This is a genomic window from Haematobacter missouriensis, from assembly GCF_000740775.1.
In the GTDB taxonomy this organism is placed as follows: domain Bacteria; phylum Pseudomonadota; class Alphaproteobacteria; order Rhodobacterales; family Rhodobacteraceae; genus Haematobacter; species Haematobacter missouriensis.
On sequence record NZ_JFGS01000001.1, the window covers coordinates 262,773 to 279,686 of the forward strand.

General features: G+C 63.4%; 13 protein-coding genes. 9 read left to right on the forward strand and 4 right to left on the reverse strand.

Annotated features, from left to right (window positions below):
* Positions 1-110: 110 nt before the first annotated feature.
* Together CG51_RS01285 and CG51_RS01290 are read right to left on the reverse strand one after the other, a co-directional pair.
* The gene (locus tag CG51_RS01285; RefSeq protein WP_035740942.1) at positions 111-533 is read right to left on the reverse strand and encodes a DUF2852 domain-containing protein; all 423 of its coding nucleotides are present in this window, start codon (positions 531-533) and stop codon (positions 111-113) included.
* A gap of 114 nt (positions 534-647) precedes the next feature.
* Positions 648-1,118, reverse strand: coding sequence for a YbaK/EbsC family protein (locus tag CG51_RS01290; protein WP_035740944.1), 471 nt, complete (start codon positions 1,116-1,118; stop codon positions 648-650).
* Positions 1,119-1,211: 93 nt separating this feature from the next.
* On the opposite strand from CG51_RS01290, the gene CG51_RS01295 reads away from it, so the two are divergent.
* Entirely contained in the window at positions 1,212-3,989 is a 2,778-nt protein-coding gene (locus tag CG51_RS01295) for a [protein-PII] uridylyltransferase family protein (RefSeq protein WP_035740946.1), read from the forward strand.
* A gap of 54 nt (positions 3,990-4,043) precedes the next feature.
* Positions 4,044-4,877: a nucleoside triphosphate pyrophosphohydrolase gene (gene mazG / locus CG51_RS01300; protein WP_035740947.1), complete on the forward strand. Its 834-nt coding sequence runs from the start codon at positions 4,044-4,046 to the stop codon at positions 4,875-4,877.
* A 51-nt stretch (positions 4,878-4,928) separates the two neighbouring features.
* On the opposite strand, the gene CG51_RS01305 is transcribed toward mazG, so the two are convergent.
* Complete coding sequence (locus CG51_RS01305) at positions 4,929-6,311, reverse strand: M20/M25/M40 family metallo-hydrolase (protein WP_035740949.1); 1,383 nt, start codon at positions 6,309-6,311, stop codon at positions 4,929-4,931.
* A gap of 97 nt (positions 6,312-6,408) precedes the next feature.
* Here CG51_RS01305 and CG51_RS01310 point away from each other — a divergent pair, with 97 nt between their 5' ends.
* From CG51_RS01310 to ispG, 4 genes are all read left to right on the forward strand, one after another.
* Positions 6,409-6,984, forward strand: a complete 576-nt coding sequence (locus CG51_RS01310) for a hypothetical protein (RefSeq protein WP_035740950.1) — start codon at positions 6,409-6,411, stop codon at positions 6,982-6,984.
* Positions 6,985-7,145: 161 nt separating this feature from the next.
* Positions 7,146-8,369 carry a 5-aminolevulinate synthase gene (gene hemA / locus CG51_RS01315; protein WP_035740951.1) on the forward strand — a complete coding sequence of 408 codons (1,224 nt, stop codon included), beginning with the start codon at positions 7,146-7,148 and terminating at the stop codon, positions 8,367-8,369.
* A gap of 120 nt (positions 8,370-8,489) precedes the next feature.
* Positions 8,490-9,686 (forward strand): helix-turn-helix domain-containing protein, encoded by a 1,197-nt coding sequence (locus CG51_RS01320; protein ID WP_035740952.1) that lies wholly within the window; start codon positions 8,490-8,492, stop codon positions 9,684-9,686.
* A gap of 50 nt (positions 9,687-9,736) precedes the next feature.
* Positions 9,737-10,879 carry a flavodoxin-dependent (E)-4-hydroxy-3-methylbut-2-enyl-diphosphate synthase gene (gene ispG, locus CG51_RS01325; protein ID WP_035740953.1) on the forward strand — a complete coding sequence of 381 codons (1,143 nt, stop codon included), beginning with the start codon at positions 9,737-9,739 and terminating at the stop codon, positions 10,877-10,879.
* Between the two features lie 51 nt (positions 10,880-10,930).
* Here ispG and CG51_RS01330 read toward each other — a convergent pair whose 3' ends face one another.
* Entirely contained in the window at positions 10,931-11,686 is a 756-nt protein-coding gene (locus CG51_RS01330) for a DsbA family protein (protein ID WP_035740954.1), read from the reverse strand.
* A gap of 128 nt (positions 11,687-11,814) precedes the next feature.
* Here CG51_RS01330 and CG51_RS01335 point away from each other — a divergent pair, with 128 nt between their 5' ends.
* The 3 genes from CG51_RS01335 (at position 11,815) to CG51_RS01345 (ending at position 16,843) form a co-directional block, all read left to right on the forward strand.
* On the forward strand, positions 11,815-12,984 hold the full coding sequence (locus CG51_RS01335) for a pyridoxal phosphate-dependent aminotransferase (RefSeq protein ID WP_035740955.1): 1,170 nt from the start codon (positions 11,815-11,817) through the stop codon (positions 12,982-12,984).
* A 43-nt stretch (positions 12,985-13,027) separates the two neighbouring features.
* Entirely contained in the window at positions 13,028-14,206 is a 1,179-nt protein-coding gene (locus tag CG51_RS01340) for an N-acetylmuramoyl-L-alanine amidase (protein ID WP_035740956.1), read from the forward strand.
* 117 nt (positions 14,207-14,323) lie between these two features.
* Positions 14,324-16,843: a penicillin-binding protein 1A gene (locus CG51_RS01345; RefSeq protein ID WP_035740958.1), complete on the forward strand. Its 2,520-nt coding sequence runs from the start codon at positions 14,324-14,326 to the stop codon at positions 16,841-16,843.
* Positions 16,844-16,914 lie beyond the last annotated feature (71 nt).

The window sequence follows — 16,914 nt, forward strand, 5'->3', positions numbered from 1 at the left end:
GGTCATCTCGTCAATGGCTCCGGTTATGGGTTGGGGCCGCAGGAAGGACCGTGCGATGAAGGTCGCAGGCGACCTTCATCTGGGTATTCCCGCCCGGTGAGGAAAGGGGCTCAGACGTTCTCGTTCTGCTCATCCTCGCGCGGGGCGCGGGCAACGCGGGCGCGTTCGTCCATGAACTGGTCGAACTCGGACTTGTCCTTGGCTTCGCGCAGGCGGGCGAGGAAGTCCTCGAACGCTTTCTGCTCATCCTCGAGCCGGCGCAGCGTATCTGCCTTGTAGGCGTCGAACGCAGTATTGCCCGAGGAACGGAAGCCGTAGCGATAGGCCGCATGCTTTTCGCGGATACGCTCACGGAAATTGTCGGCACCAGAACATCTGAACATGCGTTTGCTCCATATCATGTAAGCGAGAAGGGCAAGGCCCGCGGGCCAGAACAGGATGAAGCCGAGGATCATCGCGGCGATCCACGCGCCCTTGCCCCGTTGGTCGAGCCAGTCCCCGGCCGCAGAGGGCCAAGCGGTGATTGCCGTCATCTTCGGTCTCCTGTCTTGATGTGAATGCTTTTCACATTGGGAAAGATCGTCACGCCACCCCTCCCGGTCAAGAGCTATGTGAAACTAATTTACATTTAGCCCTTCACGCTGTCGTCAAAAGACGAAATCCGCGACTTCCGCTCCCGTGACCTGAGCCAATACCTCCGGATTGATGGCGAAGATGTGACGGGGCGTGCCGGCGGCGGCCCAGACCTGCTCGAACTCCATAAGGCGGGGGTCGAGGAAGCTCCGCACCGGCAGCAGATGCCCGACAGGCGATACGCCGCCGATGGCGAAGCCGGTCCGCTCCCGGATCAGCGCGGCATCGGCCTTGCCCAGCGGTTCACCGGCCAGGGAGGAAGCTTTCTCATCCGACACCCGGTTGCCGCCGGCGGTGAGGAACAGTAGCACCTCGCCGCTTTCCTCACCCCGGAAGATGATCGATTTGGCGATCTGGTCCGGTGTGCAGCCAGCGGCGGCAGCTGCCTGTTCGGCGGTGCGGGTCTCCGCTGCCATCTCCTTGACCTCCGTTGCCACTCCGGCGGCTTCGAGGGCGGCTACCACCCGCGCGAGGCTCTTGCTCATGACTGTCTCCCTTTGTGTCGCGCGACTATCACCGCCTCCACCCGCTCCCACAAGCCGGTTGACCCGGACCGGTCGCCGAAGCACCTTCGCGCCATGAGCATTGCCGACCGCATAACCCGCTTTCCCTTGCCCTATGATACCGATCGAGGATCCGATCTGGCCGCCGGTTTCGCGGGACTGCCGGAATCGTTGTCCCGCCTGATCGAAGGTACCGCAGGGTGCAGCCCCTATCTGGCGGGACTGCTCAGGCGGGAGGCGCCCTGGTTCGACACGGTCGCCCATGCGGAGCCGGAGGAAGTGCTGGCAGCAGAACTTTCCACCGTCGAAGCTGCGGGCATCGCGGGCGGAGCGGCGCTGGCCGCGACGTTGCGGCAGGCGAAACGGCGGGTGGCCTTGCTGGTTGGACTGTGCGATCTGGGCGGTGTCTGGACGCTCGCCGAAGTCACGGACGCGCTGACCGCGCTTTCTGACCATGCCGTGCAGGCCTCGATCCGCAGCGCCGTGGCGGACGAGATCCGCCGGGGCCGCATTCCCGGCGCCAGGCTGGGCGACGAGGCTTGGGGCGCGGGCATGTTCGTGCTCGCCATGGGCAAGACCGGGGCGGGAGAGCTCAACTATTCCTCCGATATCGACCTCATATGCCTCTTCGATGAAGAACGCTTCCCCGGAGCCGAGGCGGCGGAGGCGCGTACCGCCTTCATCCGCGCCACACGCCGGATGACCTCGTTGCTATCGGATACCACGCAGGACGGCTACGTGTTCCGCACCGATCTCAGGCTGCGTCCGGATGCCTCGGTGACGCCGGTCTGCATCTCCGCGGGAGCGGCGCTGGGATATTACGAAAGCGTGGGGCGCACGTGGGAGCGGGCGGCGCATATCAAGGCCCGTCCCTGCGCTGGAGACATTGCGGCGGGCGAGAGATATCTGGAGGCGCTTCGGCCATTCGTCTGGCGCAAGAACCTCGACTTCGCGGCTGTGCAGGACATTCAGGAGATGCGCCAGCGCATCCGGGATCATCGGGGTCTCGGCGGGCCACTGGCGCTGGAGGGGCGGAACCTGAAGCTCGGGACGGGTGGTATCCGCGAGATCGAGTTCTTCGCCCAGACGCGCCAACTCATCGCCGGGGGGCGTGATCCGGATCTGCGTGTGCGCGGCACCGAGGCCGCGCTGGCCGCGCTGGCGGCGAAAGGCTGGATACCGGAGACGGCGGCCGATCGGCTGGGTGCGCTCTATCGCGATCATCGGGAAGTGGAGCACCGGCTCCAGATGATAAACGACGCACAGACCCATGATCTGCCCGTCACGGAGGAGGGGTTCGACCGGCTGGCCCGCTTCTGCGGATCCGGTGATACGGAAGAGTTTCGGGCGGGAATCTCAGCCCGGCTGGGTGAGGTTGTGGACCTGACGGGCGATTTCTTCACCCCTTCCGTCCCTGCGAGCGGACCTGCACTCAGCCCGCAGGCGCAAGCGGTGGTCGATGGCTGGCCGGCCTATCCCGCCCTTCGCTCCGCCCGCGCGCGCGAGCTTTTCGCCCGGGTCCGGCCCGAGATCCTTTCCCGCATGCAGCGGGCCGCCCATCCAGATGAGGCGTTGGGCCGGTTCGACGGTTTCCTGCGAGGCCTGCCCGCCGGGGTTCAAGTCTTCTCTCTGTTCGATGCAAATCCGACTCTGGTCGATCTGATCGTGGATATCTGCGCGACGGCCCCGCGTCTTGCGGCATATCTTTCGCGGAATGCGACGGTGCTGGACGCGGTGATCGGCGGCAGCTTCTTCTCTCCTTGGCCGGGAATAGCGGCGCTTCGCGCGGATCTGGTGGCGCGGGTGGGCACGGAGACCGATTATGAGCGACAGCTGGATGCCGCGCGTCGCTGGATGAAGGAATGGCATTTCCGCATCGGCGTCCATCATCTCCGCGCCCTGATCGACGCCTTCGAATCCGGGCAGCAGTATGCAGAACTGGCGGAGGCGGTCGTTTCGGCCGTGTGGGAGTTTGGAACAGCGGAATTCGCCCGTCGTCATGGCCCGATGCCCGGCAGGGGGGCCGTCCTGATGGGTATGGGGTCGCTCGGCGCCGGGCGGCTCAACGCAGCCTCCGATCTCGACCTCATCGTCATCTATGATGCCGCGGGGGCGGAGGTGTCGGAGGGACCGAAGCCGCTTGCCGCCCGCACTTACTACGCCCGCCTGACGCAGGCGCTGCTCACCGCGCATTCCGCGCCCACGGCGGAGGGGCATCTCTACGAGGTCGACATGCGTCTTCGCCCGTCCGGGCGGGCGGGACCTGTCGCAACCTCCCTCGGCGCCTTTCGGGATTATCAGCGGACGGAGGCATGGACATGGGAACACCTCGCCCAGACCCGCGCCCGCGTTCTGGCGGGGGCGGAAGAACTGGCGCTGGACGTGGAGAATTTCCGCCGGGAGCTTCTGGTGGAGAAATCGGGTGGCGAGACTGTGCGCGCCGATGTGCAGGCCATGCGCATCCGCTTGCAAGAGGCAAAGCCCGGCAGCATGTGGGACGGGAAGCTCGGTCGGGGGCGCTTGCAGGACGTGGAGCTTCTGGCTCAGACCTGCGCCCTGCTCGCGGGTGACTCGGCGCGGCGGGTGGAAACGCAGATCCTTGCCGGACGGCGTACCGGCATTCTGTCGCGGGAGGAAGCGGAGGCGGTGCTCGCCTCCTACCGGCTGTGCTGGCGGCTGGTCGCGGCGGCGCGGTTGCTGACGGACGGGCCGCTTGATCCCACGACCGTCGGCGCCGGGGGGATGGAGTTCCTGCTGCGCGAAACGGGTGCCGAATCGCTGGAGGCCCTGGCAGGGGAGCTTCAGCATCGGGCGGCGGAAGCCGCTGCCGTCGCCGATCGGGTGCTGGGTTGAGAGACGCTGCCGTTCTGGCTATGCCCGGTGCATCAGCGTTACCGGAGGGTCAGGATGGACCGTGATGCGAGCAACCGGCTGGTGGCAGACCCGGAAGGGGGCATGCCGCGACTGCTGGAGATCATGCGGCGGCTGCGTGACCCGGAAACGGGCTGTGCCTGGGATCTGGAGCAGGACTTCGCCACCATCGCTCCCTACACGATAGAAGAAGCCTACGAGGTTGCTGATGCGATCGAACGGCAGGCCTGGGGAGAGTTGAAGGGAGAACTGGGCGATCTGCTCTTTCAATCCGTCTTTCATGCGCAGATGGCCCAGGAGCGGGGTCTTTTCGATTTTGGCGACGTGGTAACATCCATCGCGGACAAGATGGTCGCCCGTCATCCGCATGTCTTCGACAAGCCCGACCCCGAAAGGACGGCAGACGCCCAGACCGTCGAATGGGAGCGCGTTAAGGCCGCAGAGCGGACCGCCCGGGCGGAGACGGGAGTGCTGGATGGCGTGGCACTGGGCCTGCCCGCGTTGCTCCGCGCAGTGAAGCTGCAAAAACGCGCCGCTCGCGTCGGCTTCGATTGGACATCGGCGGAGGATGTTCTGGCCAAGCTGGCGGAAGAATCGCGCGAGCTGGTGGAGGCGCGGGCCGAACTCGGCCAGAGTGAGGTGGAGGAGGAGTTTGGCGATCTGCTCTTCGTCATGGCCAATCTCGCCCGTCACCTGAAGGTGGACCCGGAGGCGGCCCTAAGGGCCGCGAATGCCAAGTTCTCCCGGCGGTTCGCCGCGATAGAGGCAGGTCTTGCTCGCGACGGGCGCCGCCCGGAGGATGCGTCGCTGGAGGAGATGGAGGCTCTCTGGACTGAAGCCAAACGCGCGGAAAAAACCGAAGCACGCTGATCGGCGAAGGTGAGATATCACATCACCTTCGCCACGTAAGTATCAGATATCTCAAGTCAGAGCTGAAAGTATCCTTACCCAGCTCCTGATGCCTTTGTGATAGCTCTCAAGGTCATATTTCTCATTCGGCGAATGGATCTGGTCGTCATCCTTGCCGAAGCCGATGAGCATGGGATCGGTGTGCAGGATGTTCTGAAAATATCCCGCAATCGGAATGGACCCGCCCGCGCCGATATAGGCGGCAGGAATTTCCCATTCGTCCGACAGCGCGCGGCGTGCCTTTTCGAATGCCGGGTTGGATATCTCCACCTGGCTTGCGGGAGAGGCGGAGTGGTCCTTGAACTCCACCTTTACATCCGCCGGAAGACGCGAGCGGACATAGTCCTGAAACGCTGTTTCGATCTTGTTCGGATCCTGCGTGCCGACCAGACGGAAGCTTATCTTGGCAGAAGCTTTCGACGGCAGCACGGTCTTGAAACCAGCGCCTTCGTAACCGCCCGAGATGCCGTTGACCTCGCAGGTGGGGCGGGACCAGATCATCTCCAAGGGGGTCCGGTCGGTCTCACCTGCGGGTACGGACAGGCCGACCTGCCCAAGAAAATCCGCGCTGTCGAAGGCGAGCCGCTGCCACTGGGCCCGCATCTCATCCGACAGTTCCGGCACGCCATCATAGAAGCCGGGCAGGGTGATGCGGCCGTTTTCGTCGTGAAGGCCGGCGATGATATCCGCCAGAACCCGGATCGGATTGATCGCGATGCCGCCGAAGGAGCCGGAGTGGAGATCTTTATCCGCTCCGGTCAGGATCACCTCCTGCCCGAGAAGCCCGCGAAGCTGGGTCACGATGGCGGGTGTGTCCCCGAACATGCCCGTGTCGCAGATGAGTGCGATGTCCGCCTTCAGCTCCTCTGCGTTCTCCTTCATGAACGGAACGAGGGAGGGGGAGCCGGATTCCTCCTCCCCCTCGAAGAAGATCGTCAGCCGACCGGGCAGCGTTCCGGTCACTGCCTTCCAGGCACGGCACGCCTCGACAAAGGTCATGAGCTGCCCCTTGTCATCCGCCGAGCCGCGCCCGCGGATGACCTTGCCCGCAGGTGTATCCTCAAGCTGGGGATCGAACGGATCTCGGTCCCACAGATTAAGCGGGTCAACGGGTTGTACGTCATAGTGGCCGTAGAACAGCAGGTGCGGACCCGTGCCTTCCGAATGTGCCACGACCATGGGATGCTTTGGTGTGGGTCGCTTGGACGCCTCAAACCCGATCGCCGTCAACTCATCCACCAGCCAGTCCGCCGCCCGGTTGCAATCGCCCGCGAAGGCCGGGTCGGTGGAGATCGATGGGATGCGCAGCAGGTCCATGAGGCGGTCGAGCGAATCAGGCAACTGCGCGTCCACCCGGGCAAGCACCTCGTCTAGCCTATCCTGATCGAGTGACATGGAATATCTCCTTCCGATTGCGGACGGAGCCTATCAGGCATATCAGCCCTGTCCAGAGACGACCCCGGCAGAGTTTCCCTGAGGATGGAGAAGACGGATGCGGATCTGGAGCATGACGGCGGCCCTGATGCTTGTTGCCGGTGCTGCTGCGGCGGAGCCGGTGAGTGGGGCGGTCGCGAAGGGGGCGCTGTTCTCCCCGAAAGGGGCTCAGGCGTCCATCGGTACGCAACCCTTCCTATCTGCCAGCGATATCAAAGTATTAGAGCAGGTTGCCGCCACGCAGAAATACTATGGTGCCGTGGCCCTGTCGCCGGACGAGGGGTTGATGTCGGAAGCGACTTTCGCCGCTGCGAACTATCACGCCGTCGAGCCTGCGCGGAAGGCCGCTCTGGCCGCCTGCAACGCACGGCGCAAGAAGGGTTCGAAGCCCTGCGTCCTCGTGGGAGACATCCTGCCCGTGGGCTGGAAGAAGGGTCGACCGGTGCAGCTTTCCACCGATGCGACGGCGGGATTCGAGCAGGTTTATCTGTCCGCGAAGGCCCCAAAGGCGCTGGCCGGGTCGCTTGAGACAGGACACTGGGCCATTGCAACCGGAGCCGGGGCGCGCGAAAAGGCCGTTCAGGACTGTGCCACGAAAGGCGCGGGAGACTGCCGCGTGCTTCTGGCGGATTGAGTCTCTCCGACCAAAGTCTCATCACCGGCAAGCCAGCGGCGGTTGACAGGAGGCGAGTCGGGGATTTTGGTTAAAGACGTTCCGGTGCGGCCGGATCGTTCTGAAAAAAGAGATGTGCGGCTCTGGCCGCCCTGCCCAAGCAAGCCGCCAGGGAGCGACGGATGAATTACGAACTGGCCCTAGACGAAGCCCTCGGCCATCTGCACACCGAAGGCCGCTACCGGACCTTCATCGACATAGAGCGTCGGAAGGGTCAGTTCCCGAAGGCCGTCTGGACGCGGCCGGACGGGTCGAAGAAGGATATCACCGTCTGGTGCGGTAACGACTACCTGGGCATGGGGGAGCATCCCGTCGTGCTGGATGCGATGCATGCAGCGCTTGAAGAGACCGGAGCGGGTTCGGGCGGCACACGCAACATCTCAGGCTCCACCGTCTACCATCGGATGCTGGAAGCCGAGCTTGCCGATCTGCACGGCAAGGAAGCGGCGCTGGTTTTCTCCTCTGCCTATGTGGCCAACGACACGACGCTTTCCACCCTCTCCACCTTGTTTCCGGGGCTGGTGATCCTGTCGGACGAATTGAACCATGCCTCCATGATCCAGGGCATCCGCAATGCCCGGTGCGAGCGTCACGTCTTCCGTCATAACGATCTGGCCCATCTGCGAGCGCTGTTGGAAAAGGTCGAGAAGGGGCGGCCCGTCCTGATCGCCTTTGAATCGGTCTATTCGATGGACGGCGACTTCGGTCCTATTCGGGAGATCTGTGATCTGGCGGAAGAATTCGGTGCCCTGACCTATATCGATGAGGTGCATGCGGTCGGGATGTATGGCCGGCGCGGCGGCGGCGTGACGGAGCGTGACGGGCTCGCGCATCGGATCGACATCATTAACGGTACTCTGGGCAAGGCTTTTGGTGTGTTTGGCGGCTACATCGCGACTTCTGCGAAGATGGCCGACGCCGTGCGTTCCTACGCTCCGGGATTCATCTTTACCACCTCGCTGCCCCCCGTTGTCGCGGCAGGGGCGGCGGCGTCCGTGCGGCATCTGAAGGGCGATCAGGGCCGTCGCGATATCCATCAGGCGAAAGCGGCGGCGCTGAAGCTGCGCCTGCGCGGTCTGGGCATGCCGGTGATGGACAATGGCTCTCATATCGTGCCGGTGCTGGTCGGTGATCCGCGGCATTGCAAAATGCTCTCGGATCATCTGCTCGAGGATTTCGGTATTTACGTCCAGCCGATCAACTTCCCTACCGTCCCACGCGGCACGGAGCGGCTGCGCTTCACGCCGTCCCCGGTTCACTCCGCGGCAGACATGGATCAGCTTGTTCGTGCGATGGATGCACTCTGGTCCCATTGCGCGCTGAATCGCGCCGAACTTTCTGCCTGAGGATGTTCCCTTAGTGCAAAACCCCTTGTCCTGTGTTAAGAGATAATCAAAAGGTCGAAGTCATCCTGTGCGAGGCGAATCGACCTGGGGCAGCAGGTTTTAGGGCATGGGGCAGAGCGCATGATCGGGCGGAGGTCTTCACTCCCGGTGGGGGACGTGGACAGACCCAAGGGTTTTGACGACTTCGATCTGAAGCTCGGCGACATCATGCGCGGAGAGCGCGCGACGCTGGGCAAATCGCTGTTGGATGTCCAACGTGAATTGCGGATCAAGGCGACATACATCGCGGCAATAGAGAATACGGACGCGTCCGCGTTCGAGGCGCCGAGCTTCATCGCCGGATATGTCCGTTCGTATGCGCGATACTTGGGAATGGACCCGGAACAGACCTTTCAGCGATTCTGCGCCGAGGCCAATTTTGCCGTGGCTCATGGTATGTCGGCGGAAGCGTCGAGCCTGCGCGGCCCGGCGCCGGTTCCTCTGCGGAAGGCACATAAGGAATATCGCGATCCGCTGGCCGATCCGAATCCCAAGTTCCTGCCGCGCAAGCAAAGCGTTTTCAGTCACGTGGAACCGCGCGCCATCGGTTCTGTGCTTGTGCTGGTTGGACTCATCGCCGGGTTGGGATACGGCGGCTGGTCCGTGCTTCAGCAAATTCAGCGTGTAAAGCTTTCTCCCGTGGATCAGTCCCCGGGAGTGACGGCGGAGCTTGATCCGCTCGCGGGAGTCGAGCCGCTGGTGACGGCCGATTCCGCGGTTCTCGATCCGGTGCGGCCTTCGGCCGAGGCCTTTGATCGGCTCTACCGCCCGCAAGCGCTGGACGTTCCGGTTATCGAGAGCCGTGACGGGCCGATTGCCGCCATTGATCCCGCGACTACCGGTATTCTGGCGCACAACGCTCCTGTGGAACTCGCGGAAGCCGCGCTCCCCTTGCCCATTCCCATGCAGACGCCCAATGTCGCCTTGCCGCAGGTAGTCGCTGCTGCAGCGCCGGAGGTTGCGATCATTGCGGTGCGTCCCGCTTGGGTTCGTGTGCAAGCGTCCAATGGCACGATCATCCTCGAGAAGATACTGGACGCGGGCGAGCGTTTCCCCCTTCCGCAAAGCGAAGAACCGGCGACGCTCCGTGCCGGCAATTCCGGGGCCGTGTATTTCGCAGTGAACGGTGAGACTTATGGACCTGCCGCAGCGGGTGCACAGGTTGTCAAGAATGTGAAGCTCTCGCCAGACGCGTTGAAAACCAGCTTTCAGGTGGCCGATCTTGCAAAGGATCCCGCGCTTGCGAAGGTCGTCGCCATGGCGGAGGCGACCGAGTAGTTGCCGACCCATGCTGGCGCAGCTATCTAGGGGTGCGAGAGGAGAGCAGAATGTCGCTCAACCATGTGCGCCCTTGGCGCAACATCTACCGCCGCAAATCACGCCAGATCCGGGTAGGTTCTGTCCTCGTCGGAGGGGATGCGCCGATCTCGGTGCAGACGATGACGAATACACTGACGACCGATGTCGCCGGAACGCTCGACCAGATCAATCGTGCTGCCGCCGTTGGCGCGGATATCGTGCGTGTGTCGACGCCGGATGCAGAATCCACCGCGGCGCTGCGGGAGATCGTGCGCGAAAGCCCGGTGCCGATCGTCGCGGATATCCATTTCCACTACAAGCGTGCCATAGAAGCTGCGGAGGCAGGGGCCGCCTGTCTGCGCATCAATCCCGGCAATATCGGTTCGGCCGAGCGGGTTAGGGAAGTGGTGCGGGCTGCCCGCGATCATGGGTGTTCCATCCGTATCGGAGTGAATGCCGGCTCGCTCGAGCGGCATCTGCTGGAGAAATACGGCGAACCTTGCCCGGATGCGATGGTCGAATCCGGCATGGATCACATCAAGCTTCTGCAGGACAACGACTTTCACGAATTCAAGATCTCGGTAAAGGCGTCGGACGTGTTCCTTGCCGCCGCCGCCTATCAGGCGATCGGTGAGGTGACGGACTGCCCGATCCACCTTGGGATCACCGAAGCGGGCGGGTTGATGTCCGGCACGATCAAATCCGCGATCGGACTGGGCAATCTGCTCTGGATGGGGATTGGCGATACGATCCGGGTTTCGCTCTCCGCCGATCCTGTCGAGGAGGTGAAGGTCGGTTACGATATCTTGAAATCACTGGGGCTACGTCACCGGGGTGTCACGATTATCTCTTGTCCGTCCTGCGCGCGTCAGGGGTTCAACGTGATCGAGACCGTCGCGAAGCTGGAGGAGCGGCTGGCCCATGTGACCACCTCCATGTCGCTGTCCATCATTGGTTGTGTCGTCAACGGTCCGGGCGAGGCGCTGATGACAGATATCGGTTTCACCGGGGGCGGTGCGGGCAACGGTATGGTTTACATGGCGGGCAAGCAGTCGCACCGCATGTCGAACGATGAAATGGTGGACCATATCGTCGGACTTGTGGAGCAGCGCGCCGAAGAAATCAGAGCGCGTGAAGATGAGGAAGCTGCCGCGGCCACTGCTGCGGAATAACTGACTACCGTGGCTCGGCGCTCCTGTCCGAACCACGGCAATCGCGAGAGCTTAACCGCGGGCGTCAGCCACAATCTTGCGCAGTCCGTCGATCGGAACGTAGCCGCGAACCAGAGTGTTGCCGATCACGAACATCGGGGTCCCCTGAATCTGCAGGGCTTCCGCCAGATCATGGTTCTTCTGAATGACTGCTGTCACCTCTGGCGAGTCCATTTCGGCTTTCACCTTGGCAGCATCCAGCCCGAGCTTCTTGGAGAGATCGGCCAACGTCGCTTCCGTAGGCTCGCCTCTGAGTTCCATGAGCGCGTCATGCGCCGTCTTGTAGGCCGCATCCCCTCCAAGGTTCTTGACCGCGATCGCGAACTTGGAAGAGGTGAGCGAAGCCTCGCCCAGAATGGGAAATTCCTTCAGGATGAAACGGATGTTTCCATCGGCGCGGATCAGTTCCTCCACTTCCGGATTAGCCTTCCGACAGTAGCCGCAGCGGTAGTCCATGAATTCGACCAACGTGACATCCCCTTCGGGATTACCACCCACCCAAGAGTAGCCATCGTTGTAGATAGCGTCATGGTTGTTCTGTAGCATCTTGATATCCGCCTGTGCCTGTTGGGCATATTGCTGGGATTCGAGAGCCTGCGACATGTCGATCAGAACATCCGGGTGTTCCATCAGATAGTCCCGAACGGCGGCGCCGAAGGCGGCCTTCTCCTCTGCCGTCATTGACTTGATGTCGAACGCGGCGGCCGGCATCGCGGTTCCGAGGGCGAGCAGCGCACCGAGCGCGAAGCGGCGAAGGGGCAGGGGCATCTGGGGTTCCTTGAACAGCGGAAATAGGGTCTCGGGCGGCTCTCCTCACGGCGGAACGGGTCTTGACCCACCCAATGCCGCGGCAGACAACGACGCCGTCGGTATGCGGCCATCATAAGGAGGGAGCGATGCGGAGTTCAAGGCGGGGACAGGTGGATCCCTTCATCGTGATGGATGTGATGGAAGCCGCGCGTCGGGCCGAAACGGGAGGCCGCCACATCATCCACATGGAAGTGGGCCAGCCGGGAACGCCCGCCCCACGTGGCGCAAGGGATGCGCTGCGTGGGGCGCTGGAGAGCGACGCCTTGGGATATACGGTGGCGCTGGGGTTGCCGGCTCTCCGCGCGGGCATCGCAGGGCTTTATCGCGACTGGTACGGCATCGAGCTTGATCCCGAGCGGGTCGTGGTTACGGCGGGCTCCTCAGGCGCGTTCCTGCTGGCCTTCTCCGCGCTCTTCGACGCGGGGGAGCGCGTCGGCGTGACAGAGCCCGGCTACCCCTCCTACCGTCAGATCCTCCGCGCGCTGTCACTGGAGCCTGTGGGCGTTCAGGCCGCGCTGGAAAACCGCTATCAGCCGGTGCCGGAGGATATCCGCCGGGCAGGCGATCTGGCGGGGATGATCGTGGCCTCTCCCGGCAACCCTTCGGGCACCATGCTGGACCGCGACTCGCTGGTGCGGCTGATTGACATCTGTGCCCGCTCCGGCACCGCTTTCATCTCTGACGAGATCTATCACGGGATCCAGTACGAAGCTCCGGCGGTGAGCGCGCTGGAGATTTCGGATGATGTCTATGTCATCAACTCCTTCTCCAAATATTTCTCCATGACGGGCTGGCGGATTGGCTGGATGGTGGTTCCCCCCGACCATGTGCGGCTGGTGGAGCGGCTGGCACAGAACATGTTCATCTGTCCGTCCCACGCCAGTCAGGTGGCGGCTCTGGGCGCACTCGGTTGTCGGGCGGAACTGGACGGAAATCTCGCCGTCTACGCGGAGAACCGGAGACTGCTGCTGGAGGGGTTGCCAAAGGCGGGGTTCACCCGGATCGCCCCGCCCGATGGTGCCTTTTATATCTATGCCGATGTATCGGAGATGACATCGGACAGTCTGGCCTTTGCCGCCGAGATTCTGGACAAGGCAGGCGTCGCTGTGACGCCGGGGCTGGACTTCGATCCGGTGCGCGGCGCGCGGACACTGCGGTTTTCCTATGCCCGCGCCACGGAGGACATTCGGGAGGGGCTGCGCCGGCTTGCGGTTTTCATGGCGGAAAGAGAGGGATTTCCGACCCCCGCACAATAGGTTAGCTTCAGTTCCAGGGCGCGCCAGACGTCCGGAGAGCGATATGCACCACCCCCTTGTCCGCGCGCTGGCCGCGCTGTTGTTCCTGTTTTGCCTGCCATCCCTGCCGGTTGCAGCGGCGCCTGCCCATATCGACGCGAGCCGGTCCCATGCGCAGACGGGGTGGTGGGAGCTGCGGCTGGCTCTGGCTCTGGACAGGGCAGTGCCCTATCGGCTCACGCTTCGCGCCGATCCCCCGCGCCTGGTCGTGGAGTTGAACGATGCCGATCTCTCCGCGTTCGATCCGCGAGGACTGATCGGTGGTGGGTTGCTGGATGCCCGGGTGGAAAAGGCGGGGAACGGGGTGGCACGGCTGGTACTCACGCTGGATCGTCCACGAGTGGTGACGGAAGCCCTCCTTTCACCTGCCAATCCGGTGCTTCGGCTGCGCCTTTCTCCGGCAGGGCCAGAGGTCTTTGCTTCCGCTGCACGCCCGGATGTGGTCGGGCCGACGCAAACGGCTCCGCTGCCCCGCGGCTCCGGCGCTACCTACGTGATGCTGGATCCCGGTCACGGCGGGATTGATCCCGGCGCGGAGCATGGCGGCACGAACGAGGCGCGTCTGATGCTTGCCTTTGCGTTGGAGCTTCGAGACGTGCTGGAGGCCGCCGGTTTCACGGTTGGCCTCACCCGGGAGGAGGATGTCTTCGTGCCGCTGGAGACACGCATCAGCCGCGCCCATGCGGTGGGAGCGGATGTGTTCTTGTCTCTTCATGCGGATGCGCTGGCGGAGGGGCAGGCGAGCGGTGCGACCGTATATACCCTTTCAACCGCTGCTTCCGACCGAGCCTCGGCAGCGCTTGCGGAGCGGCACGACCGGACGGACATTCTCGCGGGAGTGAACCTGAATGGTCATGACGACCGTATCGCGCAGGTGCTGGTGGATCTGGCGCGGACCGATACCGGTCCGCGCGCGGAGCATCTGGCCGACGCGCTGGTTGCCGCTATCGGCTCTGGGGCGGGGCCGCTTTACAAGACGCCACGGCGTGCGGCGGGCTTCTCCGTGCTGAAATCGCCAAGCATGCCCTCAGTGCTCATCGAGCTGGGCTATCTTTCCAACCCCGCCGATTTTGCGCGCATCGCCAACCCCGATTGGCGGGCGCGGATGGCGGAGGCCATAGCCACGGGACTCGCGGTCTGGCAGCAGGATGATGCGGTGGCGGCGGTTCTTCGCCGCAGGTGACACGAGCCACTCGCGGCAAAGTGACGCCCGGTCGCCACGATGGGAGGCCTGTGCTATTTTGACCCCAGGGCCCCGGCGACATATAAGAGCCCGTTCAGGCAGCGAGGGACGAACCGAGTGCTCAGGGCGATATTCTCATTCTTCGGGACGGTGTTCAGTCTTATCACGCTGGCACTGGTCTTTGGCGCACTCCTTATCGGGGGGGTGTTCTGGAGCTATTCCCGCGATCTGCCCAACCATGAGCAGCTTGCCCAGTATACACCGCCGACCATCAGCCGCGTCTATTCCGGCGAGGGCCGCATGATCGACGAATTCGCCGAGGAGCGCCGTATCTTCGCGCCGATCGACGAGATCCCGGATATCGTCAAGCAGGCATTCATCTCTGCCGAGGACAAGAACTTCTACCATCACCACGGGTTCGACACCCGGGGCATCGTCGCGGCCGCATGGCAAGCCATCGCCTCGCGGGGACAGAGTGTGCGGGGGGCATCCACCATCACGCAACAGGTGATGAAGAACTTCCTGCTCTCGGGGGACCGGACGGGGGAGCGGAAAATCAAGGAGCTGATCCTTGCCACCCGTCTGGAGGAGACGCTCTCGAAGGACAAAATCCTCGAACTCTACCTTAACGAGATTTTCCTCGGTCAGAACGCCTACGGCGTTGCCGCCGCCGCACAGACCTATTTCAACAAGACGCTGGGCCAGCTTTCCGTGGACGAAGCGGCTTTCCTCGCGTCGCTGCCGCAGGCTCCGTCCTCCTACCATCCTGTTCGGGCGAAGGAACGCCTGACCCAGCGGCGGAATTACGTCATCCGGGAGATGTTCCAGAACGGGTACATCGACGCCGCAACCCGCGACGCCGCCCTCGCGGAGCCCCTCAGGTCCGTCCAGAACGGCGACTTTCCCGCGTTCAGGGAGAGCCTGCCGCCCCGCGACTATTTCACTGACGAAATCCGTCGCCAGCTGTCCTCCACCTTCGGGACGCAGGAGTTCTTCGGTGGCGGACTCGCTATCCGGGCTACGATCGACCCGCCGCTTCAGCACCTAGCCGCCGAGTCGCTGCGTGAAGGTTTGGAGAAATTCGACCGCAGCCGTGGCGTCTGGCGGGGCACCGGGAAGACCCTTCCCGCCGAGGCGCTGAAGGATGACAAGAGCTGGCGCGCCGCGCTGGCCTCCACCGATGTGCCGCGGGACATCGATGGCTGGTATCCGGCGGTGGTTCTCTCGCTCGACAAATCCGCCGCGACCATCGGCATTCAGGGTGAGGAGGGCACCGGGACGGTTCCGGCCAGCGATGTCACATGGGCGCGGAAGCTCATCTCGAATGGCAGGCTGGCTCAGAAAGCCAAGGTGCCCGCGGATCTTGTCGATGTGGGCGATGTGGTTATGGTCCGCAAGGAAAGCAGCGGAAACTGGTCGCTCCGGCAGGTGCCGGAAGTGCAGGGTGCCTTCATGGCGATGGATGTGAGCACGGGCCGTGTTCTCGCCATGCAGGGCGGCTTCTCTTATCAGGATTCGGTTTTCAACCGCGCCACGCAGGCGATGCGTCAGCCGGGCTCCTCCTTCAAACCGTTCGTCTATGCCGCCGCGCTGGACGAGGGCTACACCCCGGCCACGATCATCGTGGACGCGCCCATCGAGGTGAACACGCCGCAGGGTATCTGGCGGCCCAAGAACTCGTCCAATAAATACTATGGTCCGACGCCTATGCGGACAGGGATCGAGCAGTCGCGCAACCTGATGACCGTCCGTCTCGCGCAGGAGATCGGCATGGCGAGGGTTGCTGAATATGCTGATCGCTTCGGCATCTACGCCCCTCTGCAACCCCTGTTGGCCAACGCGCTCGGCGCGCAGGAGACCACGCTTTTCAAGATGATCTCTGCCTATGCAATGCTCGCCAACGGTGGCGAGCGCGTGGAGCCGACCTTGGTGGACCGTGTGCAGGATCGTTTCGGCAAGACGATCTACCGCCATGATCAGCGCGATTGCGTGGATTGTGACAGCCCCTATCTGGCGCCCGGCGTGGCCCCGAACGTCGTCTCACACAATGAGCAGGTGATGGACCCGGTGACCGCCTATCAGGTCACGTCGATGCTGCAGGGGGTCATCCAGCGTGGCTCGGGCTCCGGTGTCCGGCTGCGGGTTCCGGTGGCCGGCAAGACGGGGACGACGAACGACGCAAAGGATGTGTGGTTCATCGGCTACACCTCCAATATCGTGGCGGGTTGTTACATGGGTTACGACCAGCCGCGGACGCTTGGCTCCTCCGCTTATGGCGGAACGCTTTGCGTGCCGGTGTTCCAGGCGTTCATGGAGGAGGCGGTAAAACGCTTCGGCGGCACTGATTTCGTGGTGCCGCCGGGTGGACATTTCGTCAAGATCGACCGCTTTTCCGGTGCGCCGCTTCCCGCGGACGCCACCGGCGACAACGTAATCGCCGAATACTTCCGCAACGGGACGGAAAGCATGGGGATCGGCGTCTATGTGGATGGCGGCTTTGCCATGGGTCAGAACCTGCCGCTCTTCGGGCGGGGCGAGACGGATGAAGGCACGGAAGTGCGCACCTCGACGGGAGAGATTCGTGTCATTCCGAAAAAGGCGGATTTCGGCACCATGTCCTCAGGCGGGCTTTACTGACCGCTGCCGGCGCCCGCTTGCCCTGAGCCGAGCAAGAGGATATCACCCCGGCCTGATCCGAAGGAGGCAGA